Here is a 22,571-nt window from a genome sequence, read left to right as displayed (position 1 = left end):
TTGGTCTGATTTGTAGAGCGGCTTCGAGATTAGCCGTGTTTGAGACTATAATGTTTCAATTCCACTTTGGTCTGATTTGTAGTCAAAGCGGAGGGGTGGTTACAAATCAGCTACTTGTGTTTCAATTCCACTTTGGTCTGATTTGTAGTCTGGCTCTCCAAGAGGTCTAAGTGTTACCTCTCCCTCGTTTCAATTCCACTTTGGTCTGATTTGTAGGGATCCAGAGCACGCTTTCTGGAGATAGGAACTTTGTTTCAATTCCACTTTGGTCTGATTTGTAGTTTCGTACTTTTGCGAAGATAGACGATCGGATTATGTTTCAATTCCACTTTGGTCTGATTTGTAGTGAGGTAATCAATTTTATTTTTTCCTGCTGTATTTGTTTCAATTCCACTTTGGTCTGATTTGTAGGCCGCCGATCAGCGAGCCGAGAATATACAAAACCTGGTTTCAATTCCACTTTGGTCTGATTTGTAGTGCTACAGATCAGTTTCAATGCTGGATATATGTAGAGTTTCAATTCCACTTTGGTCTGATTTGTAGCCAACATGGATTATATCTTTAAAGAAATTTCCTTTTTGTTTCAATTCCACTTTGGTCTGATTTGTAGATTGAACGCCACGATTGAAGCACAAGCCGAAAAACTATTTCAATTCCACTTTGGTCTGATTTGTAGCGTAATATCAACATGCAGGCACTTCCTTTTGACAAAAATTTCAATTCCACTTTGGTCTGATTTGTAGAACGGGATTATCAATCCAACCATTGTCAATTACTAATTTCAATTCCACTTTGGTCTGATTTGTAGACATTGTGATTGCTACCGTTTTGGCCGTAGCGGTATTTCAATTCCACTTTGGTCTGATTTGTAGTCTATCCGTTGAACTACAGAGGCTTATGAGTGTTTTATTTCAATTCCACTTTGGTCTGATTTGTAGAATGAAGTTTATTGCAGTTTTGGTTTATAGCTGTTTTATTTCAATTCCACTTTGGTCTGATTTGTAGGATTTAATAAACGGTAATGTTGACCATATGTGATAAATTTCAATTCCACTTTGGTCTGATTTGTAGTTCAATGAGTTTGATCAAATAATAATCTCATTTTCATTTCAATTCCACTTTGGTCTGATTTGTAGCAAATAGGAACTCTTGCTGTTTTCGAAGCAATTCATTTCAATTCCACTTTGGTCTGATTTGTAGATGGTGTTGTTGATGCCGACAAAATATCGGTTGGAAATTTCAATTCCACTTTGGTCTGATTTGTAGAACAATAGATCTACATCCCATTATCTGACTTATAAATTTCAATTCCACTTTGGTCTGATTTGTAGGCGAATTTTCAATTTCTATCATCACTATTCCAGCGATTTCAATTCCACTTTGGTCTGATTTGTAGGAGATCTGCCAGTGTATATGTATTACCTGGCTTGTTATTTCAATTCCACTTTGGTCTGATTTGTAGACTGCAAAGAAAACAGCAACGCTCAAAGATAAGTAATTTCAATTCCACTTTGGTCTGATTTGTAGCTTGGATTGACAGCCTATCAACAGCGCCTGTCTGATATTTCAATTCCACTTTGGTCTGATTTGTAGGGAAAATAAAGACGCTAAGGACAAATATGTCGATAATTTCAATTCCACTTTGGTCTGATTTGTAGTTCTCTCAGTTGGTCCCGGATGTCACGGTCGTCTCCATTTCAATTCCACTTTGGTCTGATTTGTAGTTTTGAAATTCACGAAGCGTTAATATCTGCTTCTTTATTTCAATTCCACTTTGGTCTGATTTGTAGCCCCGTGTTTTCCATACGCGAGTCACTGAATCATTCATTTCAATTCCACTTTGGTCTGATTTGTAGAATCACGTCAGGTTATTATGTTGATGATGGATTCATTTCAATTCCACTTTGGTCTGATTTGTAGACTACCTTAGAAAATTAGAAGTTTCATTTAAATATATTTCAATTCCACTTTGGTCTGATTTGTAGCAGTTTGACACATGTATTTCGGCTCCTGAATTATATTTCAATTCCACTTTGGTCTGATTTGTAGTTCTATGCTTCCGTACCTCGAAAGTCAAGTAGCGTAATTTCAATTCCACTTTGGTCTGATTTGTAGATTACTATTATGCTTGTCGATCAGGAATCATTCTATGATTTCAATTCCACTTTGGTCTGATTTGTAGGGTGAAAGACGGAGATACTATCATAGCGTCTCTTGCATTTCAATTCCACTTTGGTCTGATTTGTAGACCGGACAACTTTCAAAGGTTGGCATATATCACAATTTCAATTCCACTTTGGTCTGATTTGTAGTGTGGTAAATTATACAGGACAGCGTGGGGTTCTCTTATTTCAATTCCACTTTGGTCTGATTTGTAGATGGTGTAATTGTCCTGGTATAGAATGGAAATTGATATTTCAATTCCACTTTGGTCTGATTTGTAGATTATTTTCTTGTGTTAATGCAACGGCTGATTTCCGATTTCAATTCCACTTTGGTCTGATTTGTAGGACAATAGACTGGCGATTGGTAAGTTTTTTAATATATTTCAATTCCACTTTGGTCTGATTTGTAGAAACTCGCTTGGAGCTTATGAAAAGATTGAAGTAACATTTCAATTCCACTTTGGTCTGATTTGTAGTAGTATGAGGGGAAACGACTTAACACTAAAAAAATTATTTCAATTCCACTTTGGTCTGATTTGTAGCACAATGTCAAATCACTGAAGATATTTTCTTTAACATTTCAATTCCACTTTGGTCTGATTTGTAGAAATCTTTCCGTTTATGATACTACTCCAGTAGCCTAATTTCAATTCCACTTTGGTCTGATTTGTAGATCCGTGCAAATGTATTTACTAAAGCTCGTCTGGAATTTCAATTCCACTTTGGTCTGATTTGTAGAATGGGAAACCGGATGGCAAATCGAATATAAAGTTATTTCAATTCCACTTTGGTCTGATTTGTAGGATGATTTTGTTTATAAGTTTTCAAAACTTCCTGATTTCAATTCCACTTTGGTCTGATTTGTAGAATCACGTCAGGTTATTATGTTGATGATGGATTCATTTCAATTCCACTTTGGTCTGATTTGTAGACTACCTTAGAAAATTAGAAGTTTCATTTAAATATATTTCAATTCCACTTTGGTCTGATTTGTAGTATTCAGCCATTTTCGCCGGTATTCCGCATTTTTCATTTCAATTCCACTTTGGTCTGATTTGTAGACCGCTTTTTTCTCATATTCCTGCGAAACTTTCTCAATTTCAATTCCACTTTGGTCTGATTTGTAGTCAGTCAAATATTAACAATTTAATACTCATACCAAGATTTCAATTCCACTTTGGTCTGATTTGTAGATTGGCTGGATATTAACAGTAATAATGTCAGCCTTATTTCAATTCCACTTTGGTCTGATTTGTAGGCAGGCTCCAAACCTGCTATAGCGAGCTTCTTCATCAATTTCAATTCCACTTTGGTCTGATTTGTAGCATGTTGCAAAAGTTGTTGAAACATCCAATAATTCATTTCAATTCCACTTTGGTCTGATTTGTAGCACATTTATCCAATTTTGAACGATTAAACAAAATTATTTCAATTCCACTTTGGTCTGATTTGTAGTTAGCGCCTGGCAACGTTTCATTCTGTATAGTTTGCGATTTCAATTCCACTTTGGTCTGATTTGTAGGTGTTCAAGGAATTCAACCAACAACGAGGTTTCGAGTATTTCAATTCCACTTTGGTCTGATTTGTAGAAGAAATTACAAAGCAAATAGGTGATTTTTCGTTTATTTCAATTCCACTTTGGTCTGATTTGTAGTGTTACTATTTTTCTGATATTGATAAATATGAGATTGATTTCAATTCCACTTTGGTCTGATTTGTAGATGCTTCTTGCAAAACTAGCACGCGAAATGGGTGATATTTCAATTCCACTTTGGTCTGATTTGTAGATATGTGTTGCGTTCGATTATAATTCAAATGTGAATATTTCAATTCCACTTTGGTCTGATTTGTAGTCGTTAATTCGAGCACAAATATAAGCGATTTTAGGGCATTTCAGTGATGCTTTCAACCGCTTATTCTTGTGCCGAAGTTGTCGATGTCCGGTTCTATGTTTTGCCCGGGGTTTCGACAATATAATGTAATGAATTGTTATTCAGAATGTCAAAGATCTCGCAGTCCCATTTTATTGATCCTTTGCACTGCCTAAAGGAGTTCGTATATTGCATTCGACAATCTGCTATAAAAAAGTTTCTACGCTACTGCGCTCTTTCCCAATAATTTCCTTGTCAAGCCATTTTTCATTTCGGCTTTTAAAAATAATCAGGCTATCCTCTTCTTCATGCATGATATCGCCCGCCTTTATTTTCAATTCATGTAGCTTCACTTCAGTAATTTCGCCCTCGAACACCGAGTTCTGTATCCAGTTAAGATATTTCCGGCATAGCCTCAGCATCTTGCCCACCCGCTTTTCACCAACATCATATACTAAAATGACATACATAAAATAATAACTGAATAATTGAGTGACTGAATAACTGAATAACACCGCTACAATTTCTGACTAGTATCACCTTCAATTCAACTGGATAATCAAATAATCATTTACCGGTAGACCGGGTAAAATTTTTACGGGCTGTTGCCATAATCTTTACAATTTCGACTGATTCCTGCATAATCATCGCTAAACGTTCCATCGAAACGATTCCGGCTTCAGCTAATAATTCCAGCCAAAACAAAGTCTCATCAGCTTCTTCGACTACAATTGACAGTTTACTATAAAATTCTTTCCCTGAACGAGATTGGCAAGCTACCCTATAATTAGCAGCTATGGAAGTCCCCGGTCGTAATACCTGTTTTCCAATCACTGTCGCTTCCCCCGTAGAAGGTAATGATTGATATAATTTGATAATCTCAAGTGCAAACCGTTTCAACCTATTGTTCATTTGTTCTTTAAATGCAAGGTTTGTCATCATATCTATTATTGATTTATCATGCAATATTCTTCACCTTCAATCCCTCAATCCTTCAGTCCTTCAATCTTTACCACCACATCTTAAACGGTTTATATTCTTCCATGCCGAGCAGATGTTTGCTCAGTTTATAGCACTCCAGTTTCATTAGTTGTTTGTAACTTACATCACGATTCAAGGTTCGGTGCTTAATGGTTTCCGTTAAACGCTCTTCAAAGGCTTTCACAAAAATCTTTTTCCCCTGTTCATTCAGCAGGCAACGGTTGAGCTTGGTATCAAAATGTTTTTTCTGAATCTCTTTCTTATTTAGCACCTTAAAGATCACTCTATCCACAAGGATAGGCTTAAATATCTCCGCCACATCCAGCGCCAGCGAGTAACGCCGTTCCCCCGGCGTGTGCAGATAGCTGATTGTCGGGTTGAGTTGCGTCTGGTGAATGGCACGCAGGCATTGACTGTAGCACATCATGTTTCCAAACGATATCAACGCATTGACTTCGTTGTTGGGAGGTTGCTTGGTACGGTTCCCCATCGTGAAATCATTAATTATCAACTCAAATGCATCGTAATACACCTGCCTGATGTTACCCTCCAGTCCCATCAGCTCATCCACGCCCGTCACGGCAGGAATCGACGAAGCATATCCTTCGATGGTGTCAACCAACGGTTCCATATCCCGTCCCCGCTTATCGTAATACTTCAGGTTTTTCACCATGTTGAATGCCGCCCCTTCAATGAACTTGCGCGCTATAACAACCCGTTGTTTTTTATCCTGATAATGCGCGGTCTGTGCCAGTAACATACGTCCAGACAACAGAGAATCTTTTGGCATAAACGATCCGGTGTAGTTCTCGTAGTAATCGAAGAAGTGCACCGCGATATCATTTTGTCCCAAAAAGTTATACAGTGAACTTTTCGCCGTCAGCGAACCAAATACATACAAATCGCTGATGTTTTCCACCGGCAGATACCGTGCCTGTCCTTCCTGCGGAAGCCCGTTGCCGTCTTCCTCCACTGGTGTAAACTTCAGCGTATTGTCCTTTCGTTCCAAATGGCCGGGATTAAAAAGATAGTAGGTTTTCTTCATTATTAGACAGAAAAAGTCAGAACCGGGATTTTAAGAGATTATTGGATGAATGAGATGGCTAATTCTCCTTATTCTGGAAATCTCCTAAAATTTGGGTTCAGGCATTGGTTTTGTATTTTTTATTTGTCAGTCTCTTAAATTCCAGGCTGTTTGCTCCAAAGTTGATTAATAAGCCTACCTCTAAATTATAGGCCTCCAAGTAGTTCATCGCTTGCGCCAAATGCACACTCTCTAAGTGAATCACAGCTTTCAACTCTACGCTGATGATTTTTTCAACCAGAAAATCAACTCTGCGCGTACCTATCTGAGCACCTTCGTAAAAGATAGGCATTTCAAATTCACGCGAAAATTCAAGATCTGAACCCTGCAAATCAATTTCTAAGGCACGTTGATAAATGACCTCTTGAAAGCCATTTCCCAGTATATTATGCACCTTGAAGGCATATTTAATAATCTTCTCGGTGATATCGGCATACTTCATAATCATTGTTTTATCCCATTAATCGAATAATCTCTTAAAATCTCCGTTCCGACATTACTCTTCCACGTAGCAAAACTCATAATAACTGCATTGCCGGCATATTCTGTTATGGATCACCGGGGGGCATACATCACTTTCGATGATGGCGTTGATCTCTGCTTCAATCGCTTTCAGCTTCTCCCTGTCTTCGTCGTTCAGCTCCACCTTTTCCGTGCGGCGCAGGGTAGGATATTCCAGGATGCCTGTCACACCTTCCACTCCATTGCGCTCCAGCACATGGATGTAATATTTCACCTGCCAGCGGTGTGCATCTTCCACCTTGTCCGACTTTTTGATCTCGTGAATCACCTTGTTGCGCGCATCGTAAAAGTCGAGTTTAATGCCGTCTATCTCCAGTTCCTCATAGCGTTCGGGCCGCTGCGGATAGGCTTCTTCGTGTATCAGTTTGCCCTCGTACACCAAATCGCTGGTATGTTCCATGTTGATTCCGTTGGCAAACAACCATAGTTTCCGATGGCACACGTTATAGTAGTTCAAATGAGTTCCGGTCATATGATTGGAGAGTTGAATATTTAAGTTGTATTTATTCGTCAAGATCCAGCCATTGTTCAATATCATTAGTTTCCATTTTCCCGTTGTGAGAGGAAATAAACTCTGTATTGCTTCCAAACCAGCCAATCACTTTTTCACGTTCCAATTTTGTCGGCTTGATTGATATGCATGTGTTATAGGAGCTCCAGGGATAACCCGAAGGATGTTCGCCAAACCCATGTTTAACCGGATTTTGGTGTATATAGACAATGACTCGTTTCAAATACTCTATGGAGTCTATCTCTTTTCTTCTGAATGGATGTTCAAACAAACTCCCTGTTCGCCCGTAACGTTTGTTGAAGGCCTTGGTGTAAGCGTTGAACAGGTTAGAGAATTGTTGATAGATCCGTTTTTTTGTTTCTAAATCCCGAAGGTTTGAGAAACCTTCGGGGTTTAAATTTCCCCATCGTTCGGGCGGTAGTATTTGTACCAGCAGGTGAAAATGGTTTTTCATCAACACCCATGCAAATGTATTCGTCACCGGCGAAATATACTGTTGGTACAAATCCAAAAAGTATTCGTAGTTTTCGTTATCGTAGAATAGATCGCAACGATTGATGCCACGATTATAGATATGGTAGTATTTGCCAGGTCCCAAAGGTGTTTTTTGTTCTGCCATAGTTTTTATCGATTTACATCCCGAAGGTTTTCGAAACCTTCGGGATGTGGAGGTAATGGAGATGATAATTATAATATATTCATTTCATCCCTTTTTTCTTCCACATCCCACTGTAAGTCCAATTCATGATCATATTTTCGTTCGATAAGGTAATAAGACTGCTCCTTAATCTCTTCTTCAACCCGATTTTCACCCCGAAGGTTTCGAAAACCTTCGGGGTGTGGAGGTAAACAATTTTTTGAACCTATAGTTCAAATGATTTTGTAATGTGTGTATGATTTTGATGAATTCTCATTGTGAACAGGAATCAAAAGAATCTTTTTGGATCGTTTTGCTGTAGCAGAATCAAAATTATTTATATGTTTGAATTCAGCATCTTCTGCCATATCATCATATTCTTGTAAAATTCCAGGCTTGAAGTTTTTTACATCAAAAATATTCACATTACTTTTACTTGGACTGTCATTATAACCAACAAATTGAAAAAAGCATCCTCGTTTCCCAAAATAATTTATTCGATGAAGATACTTTTGAAGATAAGCTTTTGCACTTTCGTCTTTAACTTCAAAAATGATTTCAATGTTATCCGATAAATAAATGTATTCTCTAAAAGAGGGTTTTCCGCGATAAGTTCCATCTCTCAATGATTGAATAGTAACAAAACAATTATTTACGCAAAAACTACCTGAGATGAAGTATTCAATACCTGCATCTCTGATATAAGATAGTTCTTGACTTTTTTTATTTTCAAACTGTTCAGTACCATCTATTGTTATTGCCTGATTAAACAATGCCATCTTTATTGAATAAGGAGAAGGCAAGAGCAATGATTTTGCGCCTGAGTTAGTTGAGTTACTTTCCTTTAGAGAGAATAAATTTGTTGGCTGATATATTGCCGAAAATTTCATGTCAACTCAATTTATAAGGTTCTTGCTCTAATAGATCTTTTATAATAGCAGATAGTTCTCCTAATCCATTAAATGATTTCTCAGTAATAGAGTCTTTTTCAATCAAATTTAAATTCTTAGTAATTTCTTGAATTTCACTTTGATATTCTGGGTTGATTGGACTAATTGTTGGTGCTGGAATCATTTTTTCTGAATAGGTAACCACACCTTTAAAATCTGTAATATGTGGTTTTTGACTGCTTGTCATTGCTCCTTGTGGATTTAAAAACGAAGCTAATAATGATTGGAGAATTGCTTTGTATCTTGCTATTCTTTTTGGATCATCAATTGCATAATTCCGATCAATATCATTAAATCCAATGCGATAGGCATCGATATTGCAAACAAAAGCATAGACCCCATGATTGGCCGGGCGGTGAAAAATGTTTTGGCCTTCGTTTGAACTTTCACCTCTTTTTCCTGCAGCATCGGCAACTACCTTTGTGTGGATGTAACTCTCTGTATTGTTCTTTTCTGGAATTCCAATTGTCCATCCAAACTCAATAACAGATTTCCTTGCATGGTTTCTGTTTTGTTTTCCAATAGAAGTAACTAAAACGCCATGACTGTCATCAACAACACATTTTGAAATAATTGCATCAGCAATTTCTTTATCTCCTAACGCCTTTATATCTTTCCCTGAAAAAAAAGTTCCTAAATCTTCACCACTTGATAACCTATTGGGGTTACCAACAGAACAGTTTGTGCAAACTTCAAGCTTGTTTTCTTTGGCGTGGTTTATTAAATGCCCAACATGAATGTGTTTAAACATATCACCACTGATGCCATTTACTGTGTGTTCCTGACCATCTTTATCTACAATAGTCAATTGACGGGTCATAATTTGGTTTCCTTCTCCTCCTTCGTTATTCAAAGAGTGCATGTTCAGAGTGATTTCACCACTGATTGAAATAGATGCAATTTGTTTTGTCATGACTTTAATTTTTTATTGGTTATTAATTTTCAATTGATTCTTCACTCAATGCCGGTTCATCTGAACCAACTTTAGTTGCTTCTTTTTCAGTCAATGCAAAGCCATAAGAAGCAAGTAACGCTCCAACAACTTTTGACGGATATTTGTCAAGGAGTTCGTAGAATTGACGTAATTCATTTTCACGAATATTTGCCCTTAATGCTTGTCCTGTCTTTTCTGCATAACGTGCAGTTTCAGCATTAAAAGTTGAAATGAATTCTCCGATGAACTCCGCCAGATCAGGAGCCGATTTAGATTTGTTTTGAAGTATTTGTGCCAATCCATACCGGATTTCAAATTTTCGTTGCTCTTTTGGTGTGTACTGTAAGGTTACTGTACTTTTCCGAATGGCATAGGCCACTTTCTGAAATCCCTCATTGGAGATGATTTCAGTAATTTTAAAATCACTCATAGTTGTATTATTAAAGAATTTATTTAATGATGATACTTTAAATGGCAATGCGTATTTGCTTTTTGATATGTTTGACATGATATGTTCTGCGTACCAAAAAATGAATTTTTCCCAACTCTGAAAATGTGAACTGGTAAGAAATGTTCGATAAGCAATTAGTCCTTGTGTTGCATCCCCAAGCTCCTCAATGCTTCCAATAATGTTAATCTGCTCTTTAAGAAATTCAACCCAATCTTTTGCTTCATCTTCGGTATTGAACTCAATAAAATCTGGAGTTTGAAGCTCTGCAATGTTCACAACCGCCTTGTTTTGTCCCAAATCTTTTTGGTAAGTAGAATGAAGACCGGTCAGAACATTGCTTGCTTTAAAATTAAAATATTCATCAGAACACTCGATTAGTTGTTTATTGACAATTAAAAGATTTAGAATATCAACTTTCAACGGAGTATTTCCTTTGATATTTTTTTTAAAAGCCAATGCAATTTGTTTCTGTTTGTTGTATTCAGCTTTTTTGAAGTCTGGTACAACAACTTTCATATCATAACTGCTTCCTACTTTAACCAGTTGGCAAAGCATATTGGTTAAAGCACCTGATATTTTCATTGTCTCGCTAATCCAATTTAGTTTTACTGGCCCAGCTGAGGCTCCGGAAGCTTTTCCTTTGTTTTGCCCTTTTCCTGTTGTCGGGTTATAGATTTGAAGGGCAGTGACCGAATCGTCAAAGTCGGTTAAGTTCTTTGTTTTAAGCTCAACCTTCTGATCTGAATAATAATCAAGAATTGCTTTAATGATTTCCGAAAATGCTTCTTTGTTTGATGAGACATTTCTATAAAGTTTGTCAAATCCCACAAAGTTGTTAGGAGTAACAATTTGACTGTAAACATCTAATTGCGGAGAGATATATTTTTCCTCTTCATAAATGCGTTCGATCTCCCTTAGTCTTAGCTTCAATTGTTCGGATTTATCTTTACCGGCAAACTCTTTGTATGCTTTTTGGATAAGTTCCTGACGTTCCTTTTTTAGTTCCCGTTGTTGTGGGTAATTGAAGTCATTTTCTTCAAGTGTCTCGAATGAATCTCGGATTACATATTTGAAGAATGGAAAATAAGTTAATCCTTTGATTTGTTCAATTTGTATCTCTGGCTTTGAAGTAATTTCGTAATACAAGCCTTTATCTTCTAATAAAAGTCTAGGCCAATTCAAATTAGCTCTGCTTTGTATTTCACTTATCAGATTGGCAACCCCAAATGCTTCAATAGTGTCAGCGTAAGTTCCGGTGTTCTTCTTAACTTTAAATGTTGAATACATAGTCTTATTGTTTTAAGTATTTCTCAAAATTTATTGTTGCTTCTTGATCACAGAGCCTTAATATCCGAACAAAAAACATGTAAATAATCCATTCATTTACAATTGAAGGCAATGAGTCTATTAAATGACCTCTTCGAGCTTTCTGTATCAGTCTTACATTTATTCCGTTGGCTCTAAACAACGAATCAGCCTGAGCGTAGTCCACATTGGAAATACTAAAGTCAGGATAAGTTGTGGTATCAACACCATGATGCTTCAAAATTGCTGTTGAGATGCAATTTGAAAGGTATTCGTAACGATTAAATGCTATTATTTCTTTAGCTCTTTCAATTAATGCATACGCTCCAATTCCCGCATGAGGTGGTTTATTTTTAACTCCACTCAATTTTTCTATTTCTTTATCTGTTGTCTCATTAAAATCTGAGTGAGCTAATACCTCATTAGGATCATAATTCCCCTTTAGCTCTTGTAATTTTTTCATTGGCTTTTGCCATGCGACGTTTAGCTTTCCGTAATCGTGCAGGCAAATCATTACCTTTATCAGTTTATCCCAATCTATATCTTCGCCCCAATAGGCATTTAGTTGTTTGAAAGTGAAGGTTAGTTTTGGCTTAAAAATCTTTTCATAGCAACCTATGATGGCTTTATTGTGCTGAATAAAAGTATCTTTATGATATTCTGTGATTTGATTTTCCTCTTTGGTATAAGGTTTTAATGGAGATATTCTGTTTCCAGTTCCAGGTTCAAGTCCTGCACCAACAGTATATTTGAAAACTGATTTATCGACAAATACAATATCATAACAGTTTTTCAATTGATAAGCATCATTTATGGGTTTTAGTTGATAACCTTCAGAGTCAAGAGTGTCCCAATCAATAAACTGACTATTTTTATTACTTTCAGCAACAAAGATTACATCTTCATTTGTGGCTAAAATATCCTTAGCCCATTTCATAAAACTCCACTTAAAAAGTCCAATTGTTTGGTATTTGTAGGGAATAAAAATATTATGCCCAATTTGATTGTAATCAATAATTGCAAGTTCGATGCTTTGAATATCACGAATGGTTTGCGAATACATGTTTTTCTCACAATTATTCCATGATTCCTGAATCTTAGCTATGTTGCAATTGTCTTGTTGTATTAACGAATAGTTATTCGCTTCCTGGGTGGTGAGTATTGCATCCACTAATTGCTGGGCAATGTTTTTGTTTAGATAGCTTATTTCTTTCAAATATTTGAATGTTGTTTCACAAAGCTCTTTATCATATGGTAAATACTTATTATTTATAGTCCTTATTTGTTGCTTCGTTTCTGGATCATCTTCCTCAGATTCGATCATTTCTTTTTCATCCAAACTAAGGATATCGTAAACATAAATTTCGCCTGACTGACCTTCCCATCTCGCACATCGTCCGGCTCGTTGTAGGAACGAATTGATAGGAGATATTTCTACATGCATAGTATCACACGAAATATCCATTCCTGCTTCAATCACTTGAGTAGAAATTAATATGGCATTTTCAGAATTGTTCTTTCCAAACAACTCTTTTAATTTATCTTCTTTAACTTTTCTGTCTTCATCAAAAAATCTGGAATGCAAGCAGATTATATTTTCTGCATTCAGACCTTGAAGGTTTTGAAAACCTTCAAGGTCTTGGACTAAATCGTTGTACAATCGTTGGGCTTTTTCAACCCGGTTGCAGATAATAATTGTTTTTTGTTTGTGTCTGACTATTACGTCATGAGCATTAATCGTTTTTTCAAAAACTTCAATACTCTTTTTGTATTCTTTCCCTTCTGGTACTTTTAAAGAACTAATCTGTATTTCATCCTCCGGGAAGTCATTAATTGATACAACTACTGCATTTAATGTGGTTTTCAACTCTTGAATATATTTTTCGCTTAGCGTTGCCGTCATAATACAAAAGCGACATAAATTTCCAAGTATTCTCAACATTCCTAAAGTTGTAGCCATTGACAATTTTGGATCGAGCAAGTGAAACTCATCAAATACCAGATAACTTCCCACTAATGAGCCTGCATTAATATTAGCTTGTCTTTTTGATAGCGAAAGTGGAAAACAAAGAAAACTACTTAGAGTCTGGTCTATTGTTGAAAAAATAATGTCGTTCTCGAAATGTTCATCATTCTTATATTCTCCTGTCTGTATTGATGCTAACTCTAAATCACTATTCTTATGTAAAACATCATTTACATCCGAATAAATTGAATTTGCTAATGTTCTCAAAGGCAAACTATAAATCATCTTTTGAGGAAAGTCTTCTATCGAATTTTGTTTTGCATATAGAAAAGGCACAACAGACGCCCACGTCTTACCTGCGCCTGTTGGCACAGAAAGAATTACATTCTTCCCAGAAAATAATAATTCAGCAACCCTTAGTTGATATTGATAAGGAGTATAGGTTGTTAATTCTTTGGAAAAAGTAGTATAGTCCAATATTTTTATCATCAGTTCTGTTTTTCGTTTATAACGTTTCTAATCAATAAGGCTTACCCCTATTTAGAATACGATCATTATAAATACAAATAAATTTCAATCATTCACTAACCTATTCCATTTATAGACTGAATCTGCTTCTATTGTATTTATTACAATATGCTTCCATTGATAATAATCAGTTAAACGGTAATCTGGCATGATCATTTATTCAGATTCATAGCAAAGGTATAACTATATATTCCAATATATACTGATCAATATAAAAAGGGAACTGTTATTTAATAATATTTATATTTTATCAGGATCAAGATTACAATAACTTTGCCTGACATTTGTATTCAATAAATAATCAGACCATTTTGGAATTGAAATATATAGACTGACCAAACAAAACTTTATTTTCCCTTCTTCATCATTTTGAGGAAGGGTTTTTTCTGCTATTTAGCATCGGCAAACGGTTCACCCGTTGGTCTTGTCAGCCATTCATAGTCAATCGTTTTGTAGGTTTGTTTCATATAGTTCGTTTAAATTTAATTTGTCGTTTCCAAACCCAAGGTTTTAGAAACCTTGAGGGTTTGAAGAATACTTACTTCACCATTCCAAACCCCATGGAATTTTTTTCACCCAATCCGGCTTCGTAGCCAATACGGAGTAGTTCGTTATCGGCTTTGAGCCGGAAGCGGCAAAGCGATGCCCGTATTTTTGTCTGTTGTGGCGTGCCGGCTTTGACAGTGATAAGTTTGGCACGGGGTTCGGACGTTGTCTCCCATTCAAAAGCCGTGTCGCCTGCGAATGGTTTGCCATAGAATGCCCTGTATTTGTTCCTCAGGTTGTTTATCACCGCCTCTCCAGCTTCGGGAGCACTGGCGGAAAAATAATGAACCTGCCCCTCTTCGTTTTTCTGCGAAAGGCAGATGGGCGACAGGGTCTCCCCGCGCATTTCTCCTCCCCACTCCGGGGTTGGCATCAATTCTATGCCGGTTATGGAAAACTGCACCTTTGATATTTTATCGCCGAGGGTAAAACGCTGTTCGGCAAAAACGCCCTTCACAAATTCTTCCGTACTCCGTTCGGGCAGAAACCCGATTTGCATCGTGGCTACATCATCCACCAGAATCAACCGGTTAATATCTTTATTCACCGAAGCCTTCAGCAGCAACGGGGAGAAGACAAACAAGCGGAACTGTTTTCCTTCCAGCGAAAAACCGTTTTCATGCAACCATTCCGCATATTCCGCATTCCCTTTTGCCAGGGTATGATAGATAAATGATGATAGCTCGTACTGGTACGAAAAAGGCAACGCATTGCCATACGCATTTTTGTCAATTGAAAGTTGTACTTTGAATCGCATTATAGGTTTACATTATAGTGTAAGGCAAATGTAAATATTGTTTTCTTTATCAACTGATAACTTCATAAACCATTTTTCATCGGGAATAACAAAAAAATCACATCATCCCTTCATCGGTAAAGATTAGTGGGCAATAGATTGTTGTACGGCATGTAGCTGCGTTGACAATTCGGGAGAAGGATTAATTTGGCTGGTTCCTGAAGTTGTACTGCTTTGGCTCACCGTTGTGCTATTGGTTACTGTAATTAATGTATTCTGTCCTTTCGTTACGTAATAGACCTGTACAAGATATGTCCGTTGCATTTGGGAATAATAGGAAGATGAAGTGGGCAGAAACTCAAACGACACCTTTAGTTTCGTCAGGTAGCGTAAAATAAACTGTGTCAGTTTCAATTCTTATCAAATTTCAGATACTCAATTAATCCGATTTTTTATAATGGATAATGAAGATCCTGAGTTTTGTTGGGCAAAAACGGTTAGGGGTCGACCCCCTAATCGTTTTTTATTACAATGGCACAAAGTTTCACCATCGTTTTGTTGGGTGGAAGCAAAACTAAGAAAAATGCCTGGATATTTATTTGATGTTGTGATTTTATTCAAATAAATTAAACCTTTCAGGAAATTTAATCGCCAGTTGTTGTGCAGTTAACCCCCAGTTTGACAGAGGCATAGTCCATTTTTTCCGGATATTGCGATAGGCCAAATACACCAATTTTTCCAATGCTGTATCATTGGTAAAAACACCTTTGTTTTTGGTAACTTTCCTTATCTGACGGTGATAGCCTTCTACGGTATTGGTGGTATATATGATTCTTCGGATAGCATCAGAAAACTCAAAATAAGCGGTTAGTTTTTCCCAATTATCACGCCATGATTTAATGACAATTGGATAATCCTTTCCCCACTTTGAATCAAGATTATCGAGTTCGATTGCTGCCTGCTCTTTGCTTACTGCTTGATAAACAAGCTTCAAATCTTTCATGAACGTTTTCTGATTTTTACTTGCAACATATTTAATTGAATTGCGGATTTGATGCACCACACAAGTTTGAACTACTGTGTGTGGAAATACGCTTTTTATAGCATCTGAAAAGCCACTAAGATTGTCCGTAGAGGCTATTAGAATGTCATTTACTCCTCTTGATTGAAGATCGGTGAGCACCGATAACCAAAAGTTAGCTCCTTCGCTTTTGGAAATATACATGCCAAGCAAATCTTTGTAACCGTTACGGTCAACACCCAATACGTTGTATATGGCTCGTGTTACAGGGCGATTCTTTTCGTCCATCACTTTGTAGTGAATGGCATCCATCCAAACAATTGGATAAACACTATCCAATGACCTGCTACGCCAGGACTGAATCTCTGGCAGAACCCGGTTTGTTATGGAACTGATTGTGTCAGCAGAAACCCTGTTTCCAAGGTTTTCCTCCATCCAATCGCTTATTTCCCGAGTACTGTTCCCCAAGGCATAAAGACCAATTATACGGTCTGCAACACCTTCTGCAAGTATTGTTTCACGTTTCTTTATAAACTCAGGTTCAAAACTGGAATGGCGGTCACGGGGTGTATGAACGGTGACTTCACCCAATTGGGTTTGAACTTGTTTGGACATACGTCCATTGCGCCGATTGCCTAAACTACGCTCATCTTCATCTAAATGAGCATCCATTTCTCCCTCTAAAGCTGCATTTAGAATATTTTCTAACAAGGGCGCAAAGGCACCATCTTTGCCTAAAAGGGGTTTGCCAGATTTTATCTGTTCTAAAACTTTGGCTTGAAAAGCCTTGTAATCAAATTCTTCCATAAAAATAAACTGTATTGTAAAGTTATAAAATTATTTTATTCTTTACTGACACAGTTTAATTTACAGTCTCTTTCGTCACATTATCAGACACTTTCATCTTGTCTGTTGCACCTCCGTTAGCAGCTACTTTGTCAATATTGTCTGTTTGGATTACTTCATTGTCATTGTTATATCCCAGTACAATCACCTGATACATACTCCCATCCAAATCGGTAATGGAGGTTGACACTGAAACATTATTGACAATCTGATACGTAGTTACCGCTGGTTCATTGTTTTTAGAACAAGCGGTAAGCGCAATAGCCACGACAAACAGGTAAAAAATTTTTTTCATAATGATGTATTTAAGAAGAGTATTAGATTACGACCGGCAGCCTTTAAACGCTCTTCAAACGCCATTTCAACACTGCTGCAAGTCTGTTTATATTCATGTTGTCTCCATTTATAATCTTTCGTCATTCCTCTTGTTTCTGTTAGGCGCTGCCCTTACCGGCAAACGCTTCACACTCTGTTTCAGAAAAACAAGGCATCCCCGACAGGAAATTCCGGCACCGGGGAGCCATTGCCAACCTGAGATCCCTATGCTGCAGGAGTATCTGTTGTAGTTGTGGAAGTTGCCTGGCTTTTTGCCGTCGAAGTAGAAGCCCTGCCCACCAACACCTTGATGGTATAGTCTTTCAGTTTTACCGGATCGACACCCCGATAGATCGCTTGTGCCGATTGGGAAATCATGGAGATCATCCCCCACATTTTATTAAACTCCTTCAAATTCGTATCCGTCATCCGGCAGCGCTCGCTCAGCTTGCTGCTCTGTGCTTCGTTCAACACACTGATCTCTCCTACCAGGGCAGTGAGTTCAGCCGGAAAATCAGGACTCATTCCCTTGGCCTGCAACACTGTAAGGTTACGGTTCAGGACGCCTACCATTGTGGTAAGGTCCATGATCAAACCTTCCATGTTGCCCCGGCTTATTTGCTTGCGCACAGCCTTTAGCCCAAAGTCGGCCACCTGCGTGTCGAGTTCGTTCTCGGCAAGTTTCAGATAGCCTTCAAGCGGATTGAGTTTAATCCGCAACTCTTTGGATTTGTCATTCATTTGCCGGGTGATCAGCTTAAGCTGCCCGACAACAGCATTTGACCTGATCAACTCGCTGCACAAAGTTTTCTGAGCATCCACAGAAGTGATATACTCTTCGGAGAACATGGAAGAATAACTACTGAAGTCCGCCAGGTCGCCCCGGAGGCTATTCAACATAAATCCTGCGATTACAGGAACCATTTCGGTTTTACACCAAAACTTTTTCTCATTCATAACGCTAAACATTTAAATTGTAAATAATCCAATATAGACCATCCACTTTTGATGGCCTTTTCGTTTGCCGCATGCGGCTTTATTCTTTTGATTCCATTTTCCGTTCACTTCTGCCCGTGTAGTCCGGCGTGCTGTTTTCTGCGCAACGGCTACAGGGTTGCCCTGTTTTCTTTGTTATTTTAATTTGTCTGTTTTGTCAATGACTTGTTGTTTATAGGTTATTTGGTATGTGTGTTCCTCCCTGCCCTGCTCCTCACCTGGATATCGGGCTTCGGGATCGTCTTGCTCATGCTTGTCCGGAGTTTGTTTTTACATTTGTTTTATTTTTTCTGCGTTCGATTCTGTTTTTCTGTGCATACAGACATTCCACCTGCGTTCGCTGTTCAATCTCTTGCATTTTTTCTCCAATTTCTGCGTTCTTTTCCCGTCCGCTTGCGTTCGATTTTCAATCTCTCGCGTTTGATTTGCTTTCTCTCCTATTTTTTCTAAAATTTCTGCGTTCGATTTTCAATCTCGCGTGTTCGCTCATCTTCCTCTTACGTTCGCTATCCAATCTCTTGCATTATTTTCTCCACTTTCTACGATTTTTATTCTTCCTCTTGCGTTCGCATCCTTTTCTCTCTCCTTTGATGCTGTTTTTTCTCCATTCGCGGAAGCTTCTCTCCCCTTTGTTGCCGTTCGATCTTCTTTTTGCTTTGCCCCATGAACCTTTGCAACACCTCAGCCTCTATGATCCGGTTTTCTTACAACGGTTGAAGATGCATCTCCCCTGTTGTGTGACTGATCAATATTGCAAAATTATTTTCTGACAGTGCCACCCTTTGTCACACCCAACTTTTTGTTGTATAAAACAACTCTTTTTTTTATATATGAATGAAAGTGCTTGGTTTCCAATATCTCTATGTCATGCAATAATCCGATTACAAAGCGTCCGACCCCATCGTAACTGCATACTTCGGTATCCAGAATCCACTCATTATTGTTAATTTTAGTAAGACATTGTTCGCACGTAGGGTATTCTTCCCTCAACAGGCTGGCCGACTGCAATCCCAACCGTAGCCTGACACGCAGTCTCTGCGGACTGCTGATGCGGAAAATATCCATATAATCTGCCTTGTGTAACGATGCATGCCTCCAAGGAGTATCCAGCACTGTGACACTGGTGATGCGATCGGTCTTGAACAGCTTGTTTGTTCCGCTCTCCGGCTCATAGGCCCACACCTGGATAAAGTTGGTTGAAAACTGAAAAGGCTCCACCAGGCGATCGCGGACCTCTTTGCTATTAGCAGAATGGTAGTTATGGAGAATGACCTGCTGTTGGTTATCGATTGCTTCGCTTAGCTGGTCGATGATCTGTGCATTTTTCTCACGGACAACCACCTCAGCAATTTGTTTAAAATTGTATGGCGTCAGCTTCCGTATCAGTTGCGCCTTCAACATATTGTTATCGTGAACACCGCCCAACGCTTGCTTCAACAGGCCGGCTTCGGGATTGCTGAATGAAATCATTCTGGTGAGGTCTTTAAAGTAAGGCGTCGATTTGTCAATACGCACAAAACCGTTCTCCGTATTGATAATAAACCCCTGGGTACGAAATGTTTCGATGTAACGATAGACAGAGCGTTCTGAACATTTGATGTACTGTGCAATCTCTTTCCTGGTATAAAAACGGGTACCAATGGCCAGCATCATGAAATGCAGGGCATGCTCCAATGTCAGTTGTATCATAGCTGAATTTTATATAATGGTTAGTGTATAACATCGAACAATATTCCGTCTTGCAAAAGCCGGTGCGCTATCTGTCGCCTCATCCTCCAACCCATCATCGTCAACCCCGCCAGCTGCGAACCTGCCTGCTTTGTATGCCTGGTGCAAACACATCTCAAACAATAAAAACCCATCTCTTTCAAAAGAGTGTATATGCCTTGGGAAAAGAAATAAGAAAAGAGCCCCACCCACTTATTGCCATGGGCATCATTAGGCAGGATAATGATATCCACATTGCCTTTTATTGGGTTCTTCCTGCATGTGTTCAGGTAAATTAAACTGAATATTTAACCAACACTGAATCAACTTCTATTAGGCACTCTTTAATCTTTTCTTATTTGCAACAAAAGTAACTAAAATATTCAAATACCAAAATATATATGCTATAATAAAATTAATTCTGTCAAATATGCTATTTTATTTTTCTTATCCTAAAACATGCTTCATGTCTTTCCTATTTTCCACAAAACACCACATAAACGCCTAATGATAAGGATAAAATAACAATTCATAATTGTATGATCTTTGCCATACAACTAAACATGTTTTGTAGCACCTCTAAAAAAACATTCAATATCCCATAGTAAATTTTAGACATTTGCCCGTTATTTTCAACTAAGGCAGAAAGCAATGTACGCTGTGTCGTTTAACATGGAAACTTCATTTTCATGGCTACCCCATAGTGGAAACAATAATCACCCTGATAACCGACCTAATTTCCTTATGACATACAATAAGAATTTGTTTTAGGAGAAGAACGTAATGGACACAAATCCGACATGTTCCTATCCTGGGATAAGAACAATTTACACATTCATTTTATATAATAAGGGAATAAGGGTTACCTGATCCTGATACGATGCATCGCTACTAAGCTTCAGCTACTTAGAAAATAAGGTTTTAAACCGCAACAACCTAAAGCAACCGGGCTGATTGGAACTTGCGAAAGCTGAATGCTTTCACTTGTAGACTTGGCTGTGGATCAATCTACCATCTTCTTAATTAAATTCCCCATGTTCATCGCTTCTTTTCCTTTTAGTTATGCAATAAAATTCGCTTCCCACCACGACAAAACATCTCTTTCTGCATTATCTTTGTTTACAGGAATGTCGGATCAGCGTAGTTTGCCGATCAATAAAGGGAATCATATGAATAAAGTTATTTTAATCACAGGCGCTTCATCGGGCATCGGAAAAGAAACTGCCATACGACTCGTTAAACAGGGATTTACAGTGTATGGCGCCGCCCGCCGCACCGACAGGATGGAAGATATCCGTACTATAGGCGTTCATGTGCTGGCTATGGATGTCACTAATGACGCTTCGATGGTGGAAGGCGTGCAAAAGATACTTGACACCGAGAAACGTATCGATGTATTGATCAACAATGCGGGCTATGGCTCATTCGGTGCCGTGGAAGATGTTCCTCTTGAAGAAGCCAGATATCAGTTTGAAGTCAACCTGTTCGGTCTTGCCCGCCTCACACAGCTTGTGTTGCCTGCCATGCGGGCTCAGCAGAGCGGATGCATCATCAATCTTTCTTCTGTGGCAGGCATCATCAGCCAACCCCATGGTGCCTGGTACCACGCCACTAAATTTGCCGTTGAAGGATGGAGTGACTGCCTCCGCATGGAACTCAAGCAATTTGGCATTCACGTTGTGCTCATTGAACCGGGAGCCATCCAAAGCGAATGGAACAACATTGCCCGTGACAATCTGATAAAACGCTCGGGCAACACAGTTTACAAAGGCTTGGCTACAAAACACGCTACTATGTTGAAGAAAGCGGACGAATTAATCTCCTCCGAGCCTGTTGTCATCGCCAAAACCATCGAAAAAGCAATTCTTGCCCGCAAGCCAAAAATCCGTTACGCAGCAGGCAAAGGAGCCTCATTCATGATCTGGATGCGCAAGCATCTTCCCGATCGTCTCTTTGACAACATTATGCTCAAATTACTGAATATCTGACTGGAAGACACTTGCTCACACTTTTGGATTGCGATGCTAACCGAATAAATTCAACCTTCTAAAATATACTCCTATGAAAACAGAAAAGAAATTTTCGGAAACAGATTCATCATTCAACTTTGATGAAAACATTGCACGGGATGCTGAGTTGAAAGGTACTATCACAGTGGACACGCCCGATCTGGAAGAGATCAATCCCAATGAACACCCCGTCATTGAGCCACCCATCATAGCCGACAGCAACATTTTGGGAGATGAAACGCCTGCTGATGACAAGAAGGATTGATTTAAAGATATATGAAGCAGAAATTAAAAATCGGTCATCAGGAATTCTATGGATGTCAATCAACAGCGCAACCCCATCCCGTTTCCCGGATAAAAGTTTCTGGATAGCTTCTTTTCTGTCATTTGCATCTGGCATCCGACATCTTCCCCTATCCCGTTACATAGCAACACCGTGGAATATTTGGGTTAACGAAGAGATGTATTACAGGGGCAGGATCTGTAGATA

At 38.4% G+C, this 22,571-nt stretch carries 19 protein-coding genes and 1 CRISPR repeat array (1 of these 20 cut by a window edge); of the genes, 3 read left to right on the top strand and 16 right to left on the bottom strand.

The annotated features are described in order from the left end of the window. Positions 1-4,018: direct repeats of the CRISPR family, unit length 30 nt; unit sequence ATTTCAATTCCACTTTGGTCTGATTTGTAG (it extends 741 nt beyond the left edge of the window). Positions 4,019-4,242: 224 nt separating this feature from the next. The 16 genes from cas2 to FHX64_RS00825 all read right to left on the bottom strand — a co-directional run bounded on the left by cas2 (position 4,243) and on the right by FHX64_RS00825 (position 20,054). After that, a complete protein-coding gene (gene cas2 / locus FHX64_RS00900; protein WP_183411955.1) occupies positions 4,243-4,506 on the bottom strand; it encodes a CRISPR-associated endonuclease Cas2 in 264 nt (87 codons plus the stop codon). Positions 4,507-4,603: 97 nt separating this feature from the next. After that, on the bottom strand, positions 4,604-4,978 hold the full coding sequence (locus tag FHX64_RS00895) for a four helix bundle protein (protein ID WP_221202111.1): 375 nt from the start codon (positions 4,976-4,978) through the stop codon (positions 4,604-4,606). Positions 4,979-5,045: 67 nt separating this feature from the next. Next, positions 5,046-6,062, bottom strand: coding sequence for a type I-B CRISPR-associated endonuclease Cas1b (gene cas1b / locus FHX64_RS00890; RefSeq protein ID WP_183411954.1), 1,017 nt, complete (start codon positions 6,060-6,062; stop codon positions 5,046-5,048). 97 nt (positions 6,063-6,159) lie between these two features. Continuing rightward, the gene (locus FHX64_RS00885; protein ID WP_221202110.1) at positions 6,160-6,543 is read right to left on the bottom strand and encodes a GxxExxY protein; all 384 of its coding nucleotides are present in this window, start codon (positions 6,541-6,543) and stop codon (positions 6,160-6,162) included. A 54-nt stretch (positions 6,544-6,597) separates the two neighbouring features. Next, the gene (gene cas4 / locus FHX64_RS00880) at positions 6,598-7,095 is read right to left on the bottom strand and encodes a CRISPR-associated protein Cas4 (RefSeq protein ID WP_183413484.1); all 498 of its coding nucleotides are present in this window, start codon (positions 7,093-7,095) and stop codon (positions 6,598-6,600) included. 31 nt (positions 7,096-7,126) lie between these two features. After that, the gene (locus tag FHX64_RS00875) at positions 7,127-7,753 is read right to left on the bottom strand and encodes a hypothetical protein (protein WP_183411952.1); all 627 of its coding nucleotides are present in this window, start codon (positions 7,751-7,753) and stop codon (positions 7,127-7,129) included. 251 nt (positions 7,754-8,004) lie between these two features. Then, the gene (locus tag FHX64_RS00870; protein WP_183411951.1) at positions 8,005-8,661 is read right to left on the bottom strand and encodes a hypothetical protein; all 657 of its coding nucleotides are present in this window, start codon (positions 8,659-8,661) and stop codon (positions 8,005-8,007) included. A gap of 1 nt (position 8,662) precedes the next feature. Beyond that, entirely contained in the window at positions 8,663-9,634 is a 972-nt protein-coding gene (locus FHX64_RS00865) for a DevR family CRISPR-associated autoregulator (protein ID WP_183411950.1), read from the bottom strand. Between the two features lie 22 nt (positions 9,635-9,656). Continuing rightward, positions 9,657-11,393, bottom strand: a complete 1,737-nt coding sequence (locus tag FHX64_RS00860; RefSeq protein WP_183411949.1) for a hypothetical protein — start codon at positions 11,391-11,393, stop codon at positions 9,657-9,659. Positions 11,394-11,397: 4 nt separating this feature from the next. Then, positions 11,398-13,866: a CRISPR-associated helicase Cas3' gene (gene cas3 / locus FHX64_RS00855; protein WP_183411948.1), complete on the bottom strand. Its 2,469-nt coding sequence runs from the start codon at positions 13,864-13,866 to the stop codon at positions 11,398-11,400. A gap of 577 nt (positions 13,867-14,443) precedes the next feature. After that, positions 14,444-15,208: a CRISPR-associated endoribonuclease Cas6 gene (cas6, locus tag FHX64_RS00850; RefSeq protein ID WP_183411947.1), complete on the bottom strand. Its 765-nt coding sequence runs from the start codon at positions 15,206-15,208 to the stop codon at positions 14,444-14,446. Positions 15,209-15,331: 123 nt separating this feature from the next. Further along, complete coding sequence (locus FHX64_RS00845) at positions 15,332-15,601, bottom strand: hypothetical protein (RefSeq protein WP_183411946.1); 270 nt, start codon at positions 15,599-15,601, stop codon at positions 15,332-15,334. Between the two features lie 199 nt (positions 15,602-15,800). Further along, entirely contained in the window at positions 15,801-17,015 is a 1,215-nt protein-coding gene (locus FHX64_RS00840) for an IS256 family transposase (protein ID WP_183411945.1), read from the bottom strand. A gap of 55 nt (positions 17,016-17,070) precedes the next feature. After that, the gene (locus FHX64_RS00835; protein ID WP_183411944.1) at positions 17,071-17,349 is read right to left on the bottom strand and encodes a lipoprotein; all 279 of its coding nucleotides are present in this window, start codon (positions 17,347-17,349) and stop codon (positions 17,071-17,073) included. A gap of 245 nt (positions 17,350-17,594) precedes the next feature. Beyond that, a complete protein-coding gene (locus FHX64_RS00830) occupies positions 17,595-18,326 on the bottom strand; it encodes a hypothetical protein (RefSeq protein WP_183411943.1) in 732 nt (243 codons plus the stop codon). Between the two features lie 798 nt (positions 18,327-19,124). Beyond that, complete coding sequence (locus tag FHX64_RS00825) at positions 19,125-20,054, bottom strand: helix-turn-helix transcriptional regulator (RefSeq protein ID WP_183411942.1); 930 nt, start codon at positions 20,052-20,054, stop codon at positions 19,125-19,127. A 23-nt stretch (positions 20,055-20,077) separates the two neighbouring features. On the opposite strand from FHX64_RS00825, the gene FHX64_RS00820 reads away from it, so the two are divergent. From FHX64_RS00820 to FHX64_RS00810, 3 genes are all read left to right on the top strand, one after another. After that, positions 20,078-20,371, top strand: coding sequence for a hypothetical protein (locus FHX64_RS00820; RefSeq protein ID WP_183411941.1), 294 nt, complete (start codon positions 20,078-20,080; stop codon positions 20,369-20,371). 675 nt (positions 20,372-21,046) lie between these two features. Beyond that, the gene (locus FHX64_RS00815; protein WP_246392255.1) at positions 21,047-22,060 is read left to right on the top strand and encodes an oxidoreductase; all 1,014 of its coding nucleotides are present in this window, start codon (positions 21,047-21,049) and stop codon (positions 22,058-22,060) included. 73 nt (positions 22,061-22,133) lie between these two features. Then, positions 22,134-22,346: a hypothetical protein gene (locus FHX64_RS00810; protein ID WP_183411940.1), complete on the top strand. Its 213-nt coding sequence runs from the start codon at positions 22,134-22,136 to the stop codon at positions 22,344-22,346. Positions 22,347-22,571: the final 225 nt, after the last annotated feature.

The sequence above is a fragment of the Microbacter margulisiae genome, from assembly GCF_014192515.1.
In the GTDB taxonomy this organism is placed as follows: Bacteria; Bacteroidota; Bacteroidia; order Bacteroidales; family Paludibacteraceae; genus Microbacter; species Microbacter margulisiae.
The sequence above is the reverse complement of the archived record's forward strand: the minus strand, read 5'-3'. Positions and strand labels throughout refer to the sequence as shown.